This is a genomic window from Zoogloea oleivorans (genome assembly GCF_008107625.1).
GTDB classification, from domain to species: domain Bacteria; phylum Pseudomonadota; class Gammaproteobacteria; order Burkholderiales; family Rhodocyclaceae; genus Zoogloea; species Zoogloea oleivorans.
The window spans coordinates 164,294-179,144 of sequence record NZ_SDKK01000009.1 but is presented as its reverse complement, the minus strand read 5'-3'; the positions used below and the strand labels follow the sequence as shown (position 1 = coordinate 179,144).

Annotated in this window: 14 protein-coding genes; 3 read left to right on the top strand and 11 right to left on the bottom strand. The window is 64.6% G+C overall.

Annotated features, from left to right (window positions below; translation table 11 throughout):
• Positions 1-3: 3 nt before the first annotated feature.
• The 5 genes from ETQ85_RS11425 to ETQ85_RS11405 all read right to left on the bottom strand — a co-directional run bounded on the left by ETQ85_RS11425 (position 4) and on the right by ETQ85_RS11405 (position 5,315).
• Complete coding sequence (locus ETQ85_RS11425) at positions 4-1,179, bottom strand: methanobactin export MATE transporter MbnM (RefSeq protein ID WP_148579182.1); 1,176 nt, start codon at positions 1,177-1,179, stop codon at positions 4-6.
• A 26-nt stretch (positions 1,180-1,205) separates the two neighbouring features.
• Positions 1,206-2,843, bottom strand: coding sequence for an MbnP family copper-binding protein (locus ETQ85_RS11420; RefSeq protein ID WP_148579181.1), 1,638 nt, complete (start codon positions 2,841-2,843; stop codon positions 1,206-1,208).
• 114 nt (positions 2,844-2,957) lie between these two features.
• Positions 2,958-4,301 (bottom strand): GGDEF domain-containing protein, encoded by a 1,344-nt coding sequence (locus ETQ85_RS11415; RefSeq protein WP_148579180.1) that lies wholly within the window; start codon positions 4,299-4,301, stop codon positions 2,958-2,960.
• Complete coding sequence (locus ETQ85_RS11410; RefSeq protein ID WP_148579179.1) at positions 4,301-4,945, bottom strand: chemotaxis protein CheC; 645 nt, start codon at positions 4,943-4,945, stop codon at positions 4,301-4,303. Before ETQ85_RS11410 ends, ETQ85_RS11415 begins: the two co-directional genes overlap by 1 nt.
• Before the next feature lie 4 nt (positions 4,946-4,949).
• Positions 4,950-5,315, bottom strand: coding sequence for a response regulator transcription factor (locus ETQ85_RS11405; protein WP_148579178.1), 366 nt, complete (start codon positions 5,313-5,315; stop codon positions 4,950-4,952).
• A gap of 218 nt (positions 5,316-5,533) precedes the next feature.
• On the opposite strand from ETQ85_RS11405, the gene acuI reads away from it, so the two are divergent.
• On the top strand, positions 5,534-6,517 hold the full coding sequence (gene acuI, locus ETQ85_RS11400) for an acrylyl-CoA reductase (NADPH) (RefSeq protein ID WP_148579177.1): 984 nt from the start codon (positions 5,534-5,536) through the stop codon (positions 6,515-6,517).
• A gap of 121 nt (positions 6,518-6,638) precedes the next feature.
• Positions 6,639-7,880 carry an MFS transporter gene (locus ETQ85_RS11395; RefSeq protein ID WP_148579176.1) on the top strand — a complete coding sequence of 414 codons (1,242 nt, stop codon included), beginning with the start codon at positions 6,639-6,641 and terminating at the stop codon, positions 7,878-7,880.
• A gap of 4 nt (positions 7,881-7,884) precedes the next feature.
• Here the strand turns inward: ETQ85_RS11395 and ETQ85_RS11390 are convergent, their stop codons facing one another.
• The 5 genes from ETQ85_RS11390 to ETQ85_RS11375 form a co-directional block, all read right to left on the bottom strand.
• Positions 7,885-9,189 (bottom strand): DUF2325 domain-containing protein, encoded by a 1,305-nt coding sequence (locus tag ETQ85_RS11390; RefSeq protein WP_187394678.1) that lies wholly within the window; start codon positions 9,187-9,189, stop codon positions 7,885-7,887.
• A complete protein-coding gene (locus ETQ85_RS26215) occupies positions 9,173-9,424 on the bottom strand; it encodes a hypothetical protein (protein ID WP_187394677.1) in 252 nt (83 codons plus the stop codon). Before ETQ85_RS26215 ends, ETQ85_RS11390 begins: the two co-directional genes overlap by 17 nt.
• A gap of 105 nt (positions 9,425-9,529) precedes the next feature.
• Positions 9,530-9,946 (bottom strand): Fur family transcriptional regulator, encoded by a 417-nt coding sequence (locus tag ETQ85_RS11385; protein ID WP_187394676.1) that lies wholly within the window; start codon positions 9,944-9,946, stop codon positions 9,530-9,532.
• A 56-nt stretch (positions 9,947-10,002) separates the two neighbouring features.
• A complete protein-coding gene (locus ETQ85_RS11380; protein ID WP_148579174.1) occupies positions 10,003-11,004 on the bottom strand; it encodes a cytochrome-c peroxidase in 1,002 nt (333 codons plus the stop codon).
• 233 nt (positions 11,005-11,237) lie between these two features.
• Positions 11,238-11,531, bottom strand: a complete 294-nt coding sequence (locus ETQ85_RS11375; protein ID WP_148579173.1) for an amine oxidase — start codon at positions 11,529-11,531, stop codon at positions 11,238-11,240.
• Positions 11,532-11,806: 275 nt separating this feature from the next.
• On the opposite strand from ETQ85_RS11375, the gene ETQ85_RS11370 reads away from it, so the two are divergent.
• The gene (locus ETQ85_RS11370) at positions 11,807-12,445 is read left to right on the top strand and encodes a CHRD domain-containing protein (protein ID WP_222862137.1); all 639 of its coding nucleotides are present in this window, start codon (positions 11,807-11,809) and stop codon (positions 12,443-12,445) included.
• Here ETQ85_RS11370 and ETQ85_RS11365 read toward each other — a convergent pair.
• Positions 12,390-14,570, bottom strand: coding sequence for a primosomal protein N' (locus ETQ85_RS11365; protein WP_148579172.1), 2,181 nt, complete (start codon positions 14,568-14,570; stop codon positions 12,390-12,392). The genes ETQ85_RS11370 and ETQ85_RS11365 overlap by 56 nt on opposite strands.
• Positions 14,571-14,851 lie beyond the last annotated feature (281 nt).

Here is a 14,851-nt window from a genome sequence, read left to right as displayed (position 1 = left end):
GGCCTACTTGAACGGGTTGGCGAAGCGGCTGCTGGTGAGCAGGCTGTCGTCGGTGAGGGTCTTGAGGAAGGCCACCAGATCGGCTTTTTCCTGGGCGTTGAGGTCGATGCGGCTGATCAGGTCGCTCTTGTAGGGGTTGGCGCGGCCGTCGCCGGCCAGCGGTCCCGACGTGAGATTGCGCCCGCCAGCGGCATAGAAGTCGAGCACTTCTTCCAGTGTGGCAATGCTGCCGTCGTGCATGTAGGGGGCGGTGACGGCCACGTTGCGCAGGCTCTGGGCACGGAAGGTGCCCATGTCTTCCGCCTTGCCGCTGATCTCGAAAATGCCCCGGTTGAGCAGGGGAAAGGCGCCCTGGCCGTCGATGTTGTAGAGGCCGGTGTTGTGGAAGGGCGTCTCGACGATGCGCGAGCCGGCGTGCTTCAACTGGTCATTGAAGTTGAAGCTGCCGTGGCAGTGGAAGCACTCGGCCTTTTCGGTGAAGAACAGGTTGCGGCCGCGCTCTTCGGCGGCGCTGAAGGTGGTGGTGCCTTTCTGGTAGCGATCGTACTTCGCGTCGCCGGACAGCATGCCGCGCTCGAAGGTGGCGATGGCCTTGATGATGTTGCTGAAGCTCACCGGGCTGGCTTCGCCGGGGAAGGCGCGGGCGAAGCGGGCCGTGTAGTCGGCATCATCCTGGAAGCGTTGGAGTACCGTGGCCTTGTTGCTGTCGTTGATGCCCAGTTCGACCGGGTTGGTGCCGTACAGCGGGGTCTCCATCTGCTTTTCGAGGGAGGTGAGCGTGGAGTTGGCCCAGGTCAGGGTCGGGTGGTAGGCCGAATTGGCAATGGGCATCGCGCTACGCGCGGTGAGTTCGCCAGTCGAACCGGTGGACACGGCCTTGCCGTCGGTGAAGGCGAGATTCTGAAAGTGGCAGGAGGCGCAGGACTGGGTGCCGTTGCCGGACAGGCGGGTGTCGTAGAAGAGGCGCCGGCCGAGCTGGAACTTCTCTTCCGACATGGGGTTGTCGATGGGCACGGCCGGGGTGGCGAAGTTGACCGGCAGGTTCCAGGTCCAGGAGGCGTCGGTGTTGGTGGTCAGGCTGGTGTCGGTGGTGGACGTGCCGCCGCCGCCACAGCCGGCCAGCACGAGGCTGGCCAGGGTGGCGGCGGCGAACGCCCCGGGGAAGGGGCTGCGCTTCATCGTTTTGGGGCTTTCTCCGGTGGTCCTTACTTGGCCTTCACGGCAAAAAGCTTCTGGGCCGCACCGCCGTTGATCGGCAGACCGCTGGCCAGGCCGATCTGCAGGGCCTCGAAGATGCCGGCGCATTCCGGGTCGGTGGTGCCGGACATGCAGCCGGCGGCGCCGCCGCTGTCGTAGGACAGGTCGGAGTTCTTGAACAGCTCGGCCAGATCGAGAACGATCTTCTGGGTGCTGGCGTTGAACGCCGCGAAGGAGAAGTCCATCCGGTTGGGGTTGGTGCAGGCAGTCACGACACCCTTGGTGGGATCGCCCTTGCAACCGGTGGAGCCCAGGTGCACGTTCCAGGTGGTGGTGGTGCCGGTGGGGCGGGTGATCGGGGCGTCGGGCACGAACTCGATCTTGCTGAACTTGCGGCCGGACTGCCAGGACCAGGCCATCGAGGCGTTGGTCAGGAGGGGCGGCGTTGTTGCCGCGGTAGTGTCGCTGTGGTTGAGCGACACCTTGTCGGCATCAGCCGACTTGACCGGCACACCGAGGGTCAGCGCGACACCCACGTAGGTGCCGGGCGCAACCTTGCCGGCGATCGACTTGTAGGTCGTCACCGTTCCGGTGCTGGTGGGACACTTGCCGGTGGCGTCCTCGAAGTCGATGAGGGCGACGTCGCGGGACTGGTTGGCGTTGTCGTCGAGCTTAACCGGCACGGTGTTGCCCTGGGCGTCGATCAACAGCACGTTGGTGATGTAGAAGCGCAGATCCTTAACCTGACCGCTGGTGGCCTTTGTGCCAAGGCCCGTCAGCGCCACACCGCAGCTGACTGCCTGGCTGCCGGCAACCACGTCGAAGTCGATGTTGACGGTCTGGGTGGCGGCAACGGTGTTGCCTTTTTCGTAGGCAAGGATCTTCTTCAACGTGTTGGGACTGTCGGCGGCAACGACGCCGGCAGTGGAGAAGGTGGGATTGCTCGTGTCGGCGGCTGTAACCTTCTGGACGCTCAGCGCATCCTCGGCCTGGGCCAGCAGCACCTTCTGCACGGCCTTGGCATTGCTATCAGACTTGAGCGCGTCATAGCCCGCCTGCAGGGAAGCAGCGACGACCCGGGCCGCTTCGTGGGTTCGGGCATAGCGGCCGGCGGTGGTGGCATCGGTTTGCACCGCAGTGCCCTGGGCGGCCACGTAGTCGCTGAACAGGCTTACCGTGGTGTCGGTGATGGAGAGCAGCGTCTTGACCGTGCTCTCGGCCGTATCGATGCTGGCGCCGGCGACAACCTTCTGCTGGATCAGGGTAGTAAGAGGACTGACGAAGCTGCCCTTGCCAGCCGGGCTGGACAGGAAATAAGACTTGCCGACCGTGCCGGTGGGGTTGTCGCTGTCGATGGCGGTAGCCGGAACGCTGACCAGAACGGGGTACTTGGTTTCGTCGCTGGCGGTGATGCCGGTGAGGGTGTATTTGCCGCCATCAGTGGTGATGCCGGAGGGCTCGCCGCTGTCGCAAATGCTGTTGCCGTTCACATCCAGGCAGACCGTGGCCCCCTTCAGATAGCCATCGGCAACAGTGCCGGAGAGGGTGGTTTTCGGTGCTTCACTGCCACCTCCCCCTCCGCCACAGGCAGCAAGCAGGGCCGCGGCAAGACTGCCGAGGGCAAAGGTGGGGACCCTATGACGCATGACAAAATCCTCTGTTTCCGTTTGAATTGGAAACAGATTCTTGGCGCTCGCCCATGACAATGCAATGCGACACAGTGTCGCAAGATTGTTTTGGAAGGTATTTCCGGTTGTCCCTCAGGCCAGGGTGGTGCTTGTGCCGGTCATCTCGCAGCGCCGCCGCTTGGCGGCGTACATGGCCTTGTCGGCATGGGTCAGGAGGCTCGCCGGATCATCACCATTGTCGGGATAAACGGCCATGCCGATGGAGCAGCCGATGCGCACATGGCAGTGGCCAAGGTTGATGGGCAGGGCAACGGCATGGGTGATCTTGATCACGATGGCGCGCAGGGCCGGCTCGTCGCCCATGCCGTTGAGCAGCACGGCAAATTCGTCGCCGCCATAGCGGGCGACCATGTCTTCGCTGCGCAACACGCGGCGCACCCGGGCGGCGATGGCCTTGAGCACGATATCGCCGGCCTGGTGGCCGTGGGTGTCGTTGATCTGCTTGAAGTGGTCGAGGTCGATGAAGAGCAGGGCGACCCGGTCTTTCACCTCCCGGGCGCCGGACAGGGCGGCGCGCAGGTGACGCTCGAAGCGGTCGCGGTTGAGCAGGGACGTGAGGCCGTCGTGGTTGGCCCGGAATTCGTTGCGGCTGGCCCGTTCGTGGAACTCGGTGACATCCACCATGGTGCCGATAAAGCCGCTGATACGCTCGTTTTCGTCCCGCAAGGGGCCGGCTTCGACGCGCATCCACAGGTACTTGCCGTCGGGGCGGGCGTAGCGGACCTCTTCGGCAAAGCGGGTTGCCGATTCCACCGCCAGGCGCCAGCTGCTGCGCACGCGGGCCTGATCGTCGATAGGAAGCAGGTCGACCCACGGCATCCTCGCAATGCAGTCGCGAGAATGGCCGAGGATTTGCTCACAACGTTCGTTGAGGAAGGTGCAGCAAGCCTGGCTGTCAGCTTCGAAAAGCCCGGCGGGGGCCTGGCGGGCCAGCTCGCGAAAGCGCATTTCGCTGCGCTGGAGCTCGACCTGGGCACGGGACAGGCTCTGCAGGTCATTGCGCAACTGTCGCGCCTGCTGTTTGAGGAGGGCTTCACGACGCACGGTCTCGGTGACATCACGGATCTGAAGCAGACAGCAGCGTGTGCCATCGGCATCCACCGGGGTGACATCGATGGATTGCTTCATGCGCTCGTTGCGTTCGCCCCCCGGCGGAAAGAGGGGCAAGGGCATGGGATGCAGGGCATGGGAGAGACGGGCCGACCAGCCAAAATCGAGCGCTTCCCGCACCACCAGCACGACCCGCGGATCAATGTGATCGCCAAAAGCCCGGGCCAGGGTGAGGCCGCTGGCCTGGGCCGCCGTGAGCTCGGCACGCTGCTCGATCCAGCGATTCCACAGGCGAATGTTCCCGCTGCTGTCGAGCAGAATCAGGCCGATGTCGACGCTGTCGCCGAGCAGGCTGCCGCAACTCATCACAGTACCGGGCTCTCGCCGGGCTCCGGCAGATGGAACAGGCGGCTCACCTGCGCCATGAAATTCTCGATGGACGGCACATCCATGATGAACAGGACGAAGCCCGACAGGTTGTGCGCAGCCATGCTCATGCCGATGCGGGCAACCAGGATCACGTCACTGGCGTCCTTGTCGTCGAGCAGGCTTGCCACCGTGCGTGACTGGACACGGGGCAGGGAACCGGTCATTTCCGTCTTGAACAGGTTGGCCAGGCTGCTCATGCAGCTGTTGATGATGATGTTGCCGATTTCGGCGAGGGCGTCCTGTTCGAGTTCGGTAATGTGCTGGATGGGGGTGTCGTCACCGAGCATGCGGCGCACGATCTCGAGGCTGCCGTGTTCCGGGAAAAGCAGCAGGGCATCGGTCTGGAAACCGCTGGCGGCGTTGAAATGCTGATTGATGCGGCACAGGCGCTCACTGGCACCGGCTGGCTGGGAGCTTTCCAGACGCTGGGTAAGGCCGTCGCGGGAAAGGATCTCGATGGTCGGCACGGAAAGCTCGATCTCTTCCCGCACGATGGCAGAGAAGGTTGCGGCAGCTTCACCAAGGGAGAGATTGAAGGCCTCGGTGAGCGCGTCCATTTCCAGCTCGGAAAAACTGCGCATGGGCTTAGTCCAGCAGTTTCAGAATGTCGCCGATGACCGCTTCGCCGATGGGCTTGCGGAAGAAGCGGACACCCAGTCCGGCAGCGCGCTGCTGGATCGCTTCCTGCACGTTGGCGGTCAGCAGGGCGAGCTTTGTGGTGGGATGAAGGACACGGATTTTTTCAGCCAGATCCAGGCCGGACATACCGGGCATGTTCATGTCGAGGACAGCCAGGGCAGGGCAGACGTCGGTCAGCAGGGCGAGGGCGGCTTCGCCGTCGCCGGCTTCGAGCAACTGCAACTCGGGGCGCAGGCTTCGGATGACAGAGCAGCACAGCATCCGGGATGCACGACTGTCGTCGACAAGCAGGACCGTGATGGGAAGGGGCATGGCAGCGCTCCAGAGAGATACTTTGTTATTCTGCTTACGGCGGTCAATTTGCAAACTTTAGTGAATTTATGCACAAAGGATGTGTGCGATCCAGCCCTTCCGAGCCACCTCGGCGTCGTGTCTCCGAAACCCTTGCTTTTCGGCGCGCCGGGTTGAATCATTCCTTCTCGCACCACGCCAGCTGCCACGAAGCCGGCTTCAAACAAGGAGAAGACTGCATGTTCAAGGCCATACTCATCGAGAAGGACAATGCCGGCTACCGGGCCGGGCTCACCGAAATGGACGATGCCCGCCTGCCGGACGGCGACGTGACGGTACGGGTCGCCTATTCGAGCCTCAATTACAAGGATGGCCTGGCGATTACCGGCAAGGGGCCGGTGGTGCGCAGCTTCCCGATGGTGCCGGGTATCGACCTGGTGGGCACGGTCGAGGCGAGCAGTCACGCCGCTTACCAGGCCGGCGACACGGTGGTCCTCAACGGCTGGGGCGTCGGCGAAGTGCATTGGGGCGGACTGGCCCAGCGGGCACGTCTCAAGGGCGACTGGCTGGTGCCGCTACCGGCTGCCTTCACGCCGCGTCAGGCGATGGCCATCGGCACCGCTGGTTACACGGCGATGCTGTGCGTGCTGGCGCTGGAGCGTCACGGAGTAACGCCGGACAAGGGCGAAATCCTCGTCACCGGTGCCGCCGGCGGGGTGGGCAGTGTAGCGGTGGCCCTGCTCGCCAGGCTCGGCTACACGGTGGTGGCATCCACCGGTCGGGCCGCCGAGGCGGATTACCTGAAATCCCTCGGTGCCGCCGAGATCATCGACCGCAACCTGCTCTCGGTTCCCGGCAAGCCCTTGGCCCGGGAGCGCTGGGCCGGCGCGGTGGATACCGTCGGCAGCCACACCCTGGCCAATGTCTGCGCGGCAATGAAGTACCGCGGCGTGGTGGCTGCCTGCGGCCTGGCCCAGGGTGCCGACCTGCCGGCCACGGTGATGCCGTTCATCCTGCGCGGGGTGACCCTCGCCGGAGTCGACAGCGTGTATTGCCCGCGTCCAGACCGGCTGGAAGCCTGGCAGCGCCTGGCCCGCGACCTGGACCCGGCCGTGCTGGAAAGCCTCACCACCGAGATCGGCCTGGACGAAGCCGTTGCTGTCGCCACCGAACTGATGGCGGGCCAGGTGCGCGGGCGTGTCGTTGTGGACGTGAACCGCTAGGGGCAGGCTTCCGGGGCGGCGGGGCCGGGTGCGCCACCACTGGGGCTTTCCCTGATCTTCCGACACGCCGGCGCCGGGGGCCGGTAAGCTCCGGGCTCGCCCAATTGTCAGTGTCCCGGTCATGTCATCCCGTTCCGCGCCGTCTTCCATTTTTCTGCTCAGCCGTGTCTTTCTGCCCTTCGCGCTGGGCTATTACCTGTCCTACCTGCTGCGCACCGTCAATGCGGTGATATCGCCGGATCTGACCCGCGAACTGGGGCTGAGCGCAGCCGACCTCGGCCTGCTCACCAGCACCTATTTCTTCGCCTTCGGACTGGCCCAGATCCCTGTCGGGATTGCCCTCGACCGCTACGGCCCACGCCGGGTCGAGGCGGGGCTGCTGCTGATCACCGCCCTCGGCGGGGTGCTGTTTGCCACCGGTGAAAGCCTGCCGACACTGGCGGGTGCGCGCGGCCTCATAGGCCTCGGCGTGGCCGCCTGTCTGATGGCCGGGTTGAAGGGCTTTACCCAGTGGTTTCCGCGGGAAAAGATGGCCTCGATGACCGGCTACATCATGGCCAGCGGCGCCCTCGGGGCGGTGACGGCCTCGGCACCGCTGGAGGCAGCACTACCCTTCATCGGCTGGCGCGGGGCGTTCTGGATGGTCGCTGCGCTGGCTGCCGGCATCGCCGCACTGATCTTCTTCGCCATGCCGGAAAAGGACGACAGCACCCACGGTGGCGATCTGCAGCACGCCCTGCGTGGCGTGCAGGAAGTCTTGTCGGCGGGGCGTTTCTGGAGTTTTTCGGGCCAGGCGGCCTTCTTCACCGGTGGCTTCATGGCCTTGCAGGGCCTGTGGGCGGTGCCCTGGCTGATGCAGGTGAATGGCTACAACCGGGGGCTGGCTGCGGATCACCTGTTCTGGCTCAACATCGGCATGCTGGCCGGCCAGTTGTCGATTGGCGCTTGGGCAACCAAGCTGGCGACGCGGGGCATCACGCCGCTGCGCCTGATGCAGATCGGCCTGTTCCTGACCATGGTGGTGGAAGCCCTGATCATCACCGAGCTGGGCCCGACGATCCCGCTGTGGTGCGCGCTGGGTATCGTGTCGGCCACCGGTGCGCAGATGTACGGCGTGGTGGCCGGGCTGTTTCCGCTGCACCTGTCCGGACGCGTTACCACCAGCATCAACCTGATGGCTTTTATCGGCGCCTTCGTGGTCCAGTGGGGCCTCGGCGGACTGCTTGACGGACTGCGGGGCACCGGTGGCATGGGCGCCGCCGATTCCCTGCGGGTAGCCTTCCTGATCCTGCTGGCAGCGCAGCTCGCGAGTTTTGTGCCCCTCGCCCGGGCGGCACGCTTCAAGCCCCACGGCGAGTTTTGAGGCGTCAGGTTTCCGCCTGGCTGCCGGCCAGACTGTATTCACCACGACCGAGGCGGGCCACCGCCAGCGCAAAACCGGATACGCCGCCCCCCTTGTAGAACAGGCACGGCTTGCCGACCCGTTTGCAGTGGGCTTTCACATGGTAATAGGCGTTGTGGCTGATGTTGTCAGTGGGGCACAGCACCGCATCGGCGCCTCGGATCAGCTCCGGCAGGCGTGACAGGGCTTCCTCCTGGCCGCCGTCGTGGTGGATCAAGCTGATACCAAGACGTCCGGCGAGCTGGCGATACTGGGCGAGCAGAGAAGCGCGGCCCCCCACATAGAGGATGCAGCGCTCGGTAAGGGCGTGCTCGCAGCCAGCGCAGTCATCGCCACCCGGCTTGTCGCAGCCGGCCGGCTCCATGGCCCGTAGCAGTTGTTCCAGCGCATCCCTTTCGGCGAGGGCGGAGTCGCGTTCGGCGGCAATGCGGGCGGTGTCCTCGCGAAGATCCTTCAGGTTGCGCTCGACTTCCCACACGCGTCCCGAAGCGCTCACCAGGGTGTCGTGGGTGGTTTGCAGGGCCATCAAGCGCTGCCCCATCTCGACGATCACCTGGCCGGACTCGAAGCGTTGCAGGCGTTTTTGCAGCGTGGCGGTTTCGGTGCGCAGACTCTCCTGCTCGGCGAGGCCGGCTTCGGCGGCGGCCAATTGACGGCGCAAGGCGGCGAGTTCGCGCTTGAGGCCACTTTTCAGTTCGAGATTTTCCTTTTCCAGATGCATCAGGCGGCGCGCATCGGCGGCCTGACCGGCACCCACCTGATGCGACAGCATGTGGATGTCAGCATAGGCCTGCTGCTGCGTTGCGACGGAGGCGGCCCGGTGGGTGCAAAGGGCCCACAGCGGGCCGGCCACGTCGCCACGGACCATGCTGTCACGCCAGCTGTGACGCAGCTCGGCGTCGCTCTTCAGCTTGGCAAACCGGTCGAGCCAGCTTGAGTACTTGCGGTCGAGGTGGCGCTGGATGGCTTCGGAGGCCGGGTTGCGGCTGCGCGACAGGCCAACGGCCTCGACGTGCAGGGCAAACTCGTCGTTCAACGGAGCGGCGAAGTGGAAGCGCCGGGCCAAGCGCAGCAGTTCGTCCATGGAAAGGCAGGTGCCGATGATCGGGCAGTGGTGCTTGTCGTCCAGGTCCCACAGCTTGGGGCGACGCACTTGCGTCCGGGCACCGGCGCTGGCGGCAGGCATATCGATGGCGACGAGGGCGCTGGCGTACTCGCTGCGAATCAGGGACTGCAGGTCCGATTTCCCGGACTCAGGGGTGAAGCACATGGCGGCCTCCCTGGTCGTCCTGCTCCAGGCGCTGACTGGCCCGGTCGCACAGTTCGCGCAGTTCCCGATCCAGATCCGGCTTGTCGGCAAGGCGGGCAAGCAGGTCGGCAGCCCGGCGAGCAGAGTGCGGGCAGCCGGTTTCGCCATAACTCAGGACCTGGCTCAGGGCTCCAGCCCACAGGCTGGCGTCCGTGCGTGGGGAGGAGGCGGGCAGGAGCCCGGTAACGTGTGCCATGTGATCACCCAATCTGGTAGATGAGAATGAATCGCAATATAGGCTGATTACCTCGATGTGTAAACGAGAATAGTTCTCAAATAGGTAAGCAGATTTTTCCGGGCTTCAGCCGGAGCGGGTACGCACGCGGATGATGACGTCGACTTCTTCCAGCTGCAGTCCCGGCGGCAGGCTGGGCATGCCGATTACCTGCAGTTCATCGGCGGAGACGTCGGTGAGCTGCCCGTTTTCAGCGTTGTAGAGGTGGTAGTGGGGGCTGGTGTTGGAGTCATACACCAGGCGCTCCGGATCCACGATGAGCTCTCGGACCAATTTCTTCTCTCTGAACAGTTTCAGGGTGTTGTAGACGGTGGCGCGTGAGGTTTCGGGCACGCTCTGACGCACCCTGGCAAAAACCTGGTCGGCCGACAGGTGGGTTGGAAACGACAGCATTGCACGGACGATTTCGACCCGTTGTTGAGTCACCGGGATACCCGCCGTACGCAAGAGCTCGGTGGCCTGACTGATACTCATGGTTTCCATGGTCGATGCCTCCATCCGCGGAGCCGGCCGCGACGGGCGCCGGCTCCGTGCCGCGCTTATTCGAAGGGCTTCGGACGCGGGGTGGTGTTGCTCGAGGGCGGCAGTTGCGGCAGCTTGAAAGCGGGCTGGTCGCCGGTCAGGGTCTTCAGGAAGGCCACGATGCTGGCGTTTTCGTCAGCGGTGAACTGCTTGCCGAGCTGCAGGCGACCCATGGTGTCCACGGCCTGTTCAAGGGTGGCGGCTTCGCCGTCGTGGAAGTACGGATAGGTGAGTTCGACGTTGCGCAGGGTCGGCACCTTGAAGTTGAGACGGTCGGCGTCCTTGCCGGTTACCGCCGAGCGGCCTTCTGCCGGGCTGGTGGCCTTGTAGGCCTCGACAACGCCCATCTTCTGGAAGGACGTGCCGCCGAAGGCCGGGCCGTTGTGGCAGGCCACGCAGCCGCTGTTCTTGAAGAGGGCGTAACCGGCCGCTTCCCTGGCGGTGATGGCTTTCTTGTCGCCCTTCAGCCACTTGTCGAAGCGCGAGTTGGGCGTAACGAGGGTTTCCTCAAAGGCGGCAATCGCGTCGGTCACCTTGCCGATGCTCACTTCGTCGGAGCCGAATACCGTCTTGAACTCGGTCACGTACTGGGGAATGGACTTGAGTACATCCACAGCCAGTTCATGGGTGAAGGCCATTTCACCCGGGTTGGCGATCGGGCCGCCGGCCTGGGCCTTCAGGTCCTTGGCACGGCCATCCCAGAACTGGGCCAGGGCGAGACTGGAATTGAGCACGGTAGGCGCGTTGATCGGGCCCTTCTGCCAGTTGTGACCGATGGAGGTCTTGAGGTTGTCGGTGCCGCCCATCGACAGGTTGTGGCAGGAATTGCAGGAGATGAAGCCAGACTTGGACAGGCGCGGGTCGAAATAGAGCTTCTTGCCCAGCTCGACGAGCTTCGGATTGGTGACCTTGGCGGGCTGGATCGGGCTGACCGGTTCGGTGGGCTTGGCCGCCCAACCAAGGGAGCTGAGGCTGCCACAGGCGAATGCCGTGGCCAGGGCAAGGTGGGAAAGTTTCATGGGGACATCCTCCATACGTGCTGACGATAGAAATCGGGCAAGGCTTCTCTGGGGGATGACGGATGTTTTTTTAGAGTCTGTCTAAACCGCAGACGGATTGGACTCCTTCACTGAGCGCCGGATCTTGATCTGAGTCATGGATTTTGCTGGCACAGCAGCCCTGGATTCAAAATGAAACGGGGCGTATCCCGGTCTCCCGGAACACGCCCCGCTCCTGCAGAAGCTGGCGCGGCTTACTTCACGGCAGGTGCAGTTGCAGCAGCGGCCGGAGCGGCTTCGGCCTTCACGGCGTCCGCCTTGGCGGACGCCTTCACTTTCTTGGCCTTCTTCTCGACCTTGGCCGCTTCGGTCTTCATCGGCTCGGCAGCCTTGGCAGCTTCAGCCTTCGGTGCTTCGACCTTCTTTTCCACCACGGCGGCGACCGGCTTTACTGCGGGGGTGGCAGCCGGCACAGCGGCGGGGGCCTGGGCGAAGGAGGCGGAGGCGAAACCGGCGGCGATGGCGAGGGCGATGATCTTCTTCAGCATATTCGTTCTCCTGATGGACAGTTTGTTCGTTCCGGATTGGCCTGATTGCCAACCCTTGCAGCGAATAACGTGGCCCATGTCCGCGGGTTGTCAGGGGAAATGTAAGGCCATGTTCATTTGTAACCGGCGGGAAGCCATCCGGCCTTCCGGGGGCGTCACCTTGGGAGTCCCTGCTGCGTCTGCTACAAACAGTGAATGGCCCCGTCGACTGGCTGGATCGAAGCGGGAGCCATCCGCAGAGTTCGTTCCCCATACCCAAAACGAAGGAGACTCCGATGATGAATCGACAAGCAGGTTTTCCGTGGCTCTTAGCCGGCGTACTGAGCCTGTCGGCACCGCTGGCCCAGGCCGATTTACTGGTGTATTCGGCGGATCTGACGCCCGAGATCACCGGGGCTACCGGTTCCGGTACGGCCACGGTGACGATCGACACGGTGCTTCACTCAATGCTGGTGAACGTCGTCTTCAGTGGCCTTTCCGGAGTGACGACGGCGGCCCACATTCATTGCTGCACGGCAGTCCCTGGCACGGGTACGGCCGGCGTCGCGACCCAGACGCCTACTTTTTCCGGCTTTCCCGGAGGCGTCAGCGCGGGCACCTACCTCAACACGTTTGACCTGACCCTGCCGGGCAGCTGGAACACGACGTTCGTGAATAACAACGGCGGCACACCGGCGCTGGCGGAGGTGGTCTTGCTGGCCGGGCTGGAGGACGAGCGGACCTACCTGAACATCCACACGAACCTGTTTCCCGGTGGGGAGATTCGCGGCTTTCTGGTTCGCAATGTCGCCGAGCCAGGCTCGATGGCGCTTCTGGGGCTGGCGGTCAGCGGCTTGATGATCACCCGGCGGCGAGGGCTCAAACCTCTGCCGGATCCACGTCCAGGTGCCAGCGCAGCTCCCGCGGGGGCTTGAGGGCCCACAGGTGGCGACTCCATTCGGTGAGGAAAGCCTGCAGGGCCGGGCGGGCCGGGGCTTCGACAAGAAGCTGGGCGCGCTCCCGGCGCGCCAGGCGGACCATGCGCATCGGTACCGGGTCAAAAACCTGCACGCCGTAGGCCTGGGCGAGGGGCATGGCGGCGGCGCGGGCGTCCTTCAGCCAGGCGATTGAGGTGGCCACTTCGGGCGCATTGGCGCACAGCAGGGCGTTGGCAGCGTAGGGCGGAAAGCGGGCCTGCTTGCGTTCCTCCAGCTGGAGGGCGGCGTAGCGGGCGAAATCGTGCTTTTCCAGGCACTTGTAGAGGGGATGATCGGGGTACTGGGTTTGCACCATCACCTCGCCGGGCAGCTCGCCGCGCCCGGCCCGGCCACCTACCTGCATCAATTGCTGGAACAGTCGTTCCGGCGCACGGAAGTCGGCGGCAAACAGCGATGAATCGGCGTTAAGCACACCGACGAAGGTGAGCCGGGGGAAGTCGTGGCCCTTGGCCATCATCTGGGTGCCGACCAGGATGTCGGCCTCGCCCTTGCCGATCTTGTCGAGCAGGGCTTCCCACTGGCTGCGCGTCCGCGCGGCGTCCCGGTCCACGCGCAGCACGCGGGCGTCGGGGAAGCGTTCGCCGAGGGTTTCTTCGAGGCGCTGGGTGCCGCGTCCGAAGGGCTGGATGTCCTGGTCACCGCAATCGGGGCAGGCGAGGGGAATGCCAGCGTCGAAGCTGCAATGGTGGCAGCGCAGGCGTTTGTCGGCCAAGTGCAGCACCATGTTGGCGGTGCAGTGCGGGCAGCGGCTGACCCAGCCGCAGGACGGGCACGACAGCACCGGGGCATAGCCTCGCCGGTTGAGGAAGACTAGGCTCTGCTCGCCGCGCTGCAGGCGGGCCTCGATGGCCCGCAGGAGGTGCTCGGAGACGCCGTGCTGCAGTTTCTCGCGGCGCACATCCACCGGCCGCACCCTGGGCAGCGTGATGGCCACCGCCCGGTTGGCCAGCTCGACCCGGCGGTAGCGGCCGGTGTCGGCGGCGTGCCAGCTTTCGAGGGACGGGGTGGCCGAGCCGAGGACGATCGGCACGCCGCGCTGGCGGGCACGCCAGATGGCCAGATCGCGGGCGTTGTAGCGCACGCCCTCGTGCTGCTTGTAGCTGGCGTCGTGCTCTTCATCGACGACGATCAGGCCGAGACGGGGCAGCGGCGTGAATACCGACAGGCGCGTGCCAAGAACAATCTCGGCGCGGCCTTCCATGGCCTGCACAAAGCCCTGCGAGCGGGCCGCCTCGCCGAGTGCCGAATGCAGGCTGACCACCCGGGCGGCCGGGAAGCGGTTGGCTACCCGGGTTTCGAGTTGGGGCGTGAGGGCGATTTCGGGGACCAGCATCAGGGCCTGCTCACCGCGGGCGATGGCCTGGGCGACGAGGCGCAGGTAGACCTCGGTCTTGCCACTGCCGGTGACGCCAGCCAGCAGGAAGGGCTGGAACTTGCCGGCCTCGGCACCGATGATTTCGACGGCGGCCTGCTGCTCGTCGGTGAGCGTGGGGGCGCCGGCCATGGCGGCCGGTTCGGCAGCCATGCAGGGGGCGATCCAGCCACGTTTGAGCGCATCGGCGACGGCGGGGTTGGCGCCGTCCTCATTGCGCAACAGGGAGCGCCGGCACGGCCCACCTTCGGCGAGGCGACGCAGCAGGGCCAGCGCGCGGCTTTCGCGTTTGCTGGCGGCGAGGGCGTCGCGGCCAGCATCGGTCAGGTCGAGCAGCGGGTCGGCTTCGGCGCCGGCTACGGCATCGGCCTTGCGCAGGCGCGGCGGCAGCGCCATGGCGACGACTTCGCCCAGCGGGTGCTGGTAGTAGCGGGCAGTGAATTCGACCATGGCCAGCCAGTCGGCGGGCAGCGCCGGTGCTTCGCGCTGGATGGCGATGACCGGCTTGAGTCTGTCCACAGGCAGATCGGCACAATCGGGCAGGGCGACGATCAGGCCGGTTTTCTCGCCACGCCCGAAAGGCACCCGCACGCACCGGCCGAGATCCCCGGCGGAAACGTTTTCTGCCGTGTAATCAAAGGATTGCGGCAGCGGTATGGGAAGCGCGACGCGGACAATGGCAGTGCTCATGGCCTCAGTTTTTGGGGATCTTGGAAAAGGGTTGTGAAATCAGTGGCTTGCCGAGTCTTTATGAGGCGATGGCTGGGAAACAATGCTGAAATCCTTGGCTGGGCGAGGGTATTTTTCCTTGTCCACAAAGCCTGTGGATAACTTTGTGGGAAAACTGGGTAAAGTCTCCCTAAGCGCCCCTTTTGTAAGCCTTTTTCCTATCTTGCCAAAATCCCGATTAAATAATATTTCGTTTAAAAACAGCAGCTTGGAGGAATGCAAAATTCTGCCCCGGATTTTGG

What these genes read in the sequence shown, in the direction of transcription:
- ETQ85_RS11415 (WP_148579180.1), bottom strand. Translation starts at nt 4,301, where the DNA reads ATGAGTTGCGGCAGCCTGCTCGGCGACAGCGTCGACATCGGCCTGATT.
- ETQ85_RS11420 (WP_148579181.1), bottom strand. Translation starts at nt 2,843, where the DNA reads ATGCGTCATAGGGTCCCCACCTTTGCCCTCGGCAGTCTTGCCGCGGCC.
- ETQ85_RS11410 (WP_148579179.1), bottom strand. Translation starts at nt 4,945, where the DNA reads ATGCGCAGTTTTTCCGAGCTGGAAATGGACGCGCTCACCGAGGCCTTC.
- ETQ85_RS11370 (WP_222862137.1), top strand. Translation starts at nt 11,807, where the DNA reads ATGATGAATCGACAAGCAGGTTTTCCGTGGCTCTTAGCCGGCGTACTG.
- ETQ85_RS11380 (WP_148579174.1), bottom strand. Translation starts at nt 11,004, where the DNA reads ATGAAACTTTCCCACCTTGCCCTGGCCACGGCATTCGCCTGTGGCAGC.
- ETQ85_RS11425 (WP_148579182.1), bottom strand. Translation starts at nt 1,179, where the DNA reads ATGAAGCGCAGCCCCTTCCCCGGGGCGTTCGCCGCCGCCACCCTGGCC.
- ETQ85_RS11375 (WP_148579173.1), bottom strand. Translation starts at nt 11,531, where the DNA reads ATGCTGAAGAAGATCATCGCCCTCGCCATCGCCGCCGGTTTCGCCTCC.
- ETQ85_RS11385 (WP_187394676.1), bottom strand. Translation starts at nt 9,946, where the DNA reads ATGGAAACCATGAGTATCAGTCAGGCCACCGAGCTCTTGCGTACGGCG.
- ETQ85_RS26215 (WP_187394677.1), bottom strand. Translation starts at nt 9,424, where the DNA reads ATGGCACACGTTACCGGGCTCCTGCCCGCCTCCTCCCCACGCACGGAC.
- ETQ85_RS11365 (WP_148579172.1), bottom strand. Translation starts at nt 14,570, where the DNA reads ATGAGCACTGCCATTGTCCGCGTCGCGCTTCCCATACCGCTGCCGCAA.
- acuI (WP_148579177.1), top strand. Translation starts at nt 5,534, where the DNA reads ATGTTCAAGGCCATACTCATCGAGAAGGACAATGCCGGCTACCGGGCC.
- ETQ85_RS11395 (WP_148579176.1), top strand. Translation starts at nt 6,639, where the DNA reads ATGTCATCCCGTTCCGCGCCGTCTTCCATTTTTCTGCTCAGCCGTGTC.
- ETQ85_RS11405 (WP_148579178.1), bottom strand. Translation starts at nt 5,315, where the DNA reads ATGCCCCTTCCCATCACGGTCCTGCTTGTCGACGACAGTCGTGCATCC.
- ETQ85_RS11390 (WP_187394678.1), bottom strand. Translation starts at nt 9,189, where the DNA reads ATGTGCTTCACCCCTGAGTCCGGGAAATCGGACCTGCAGTCCCTGATT.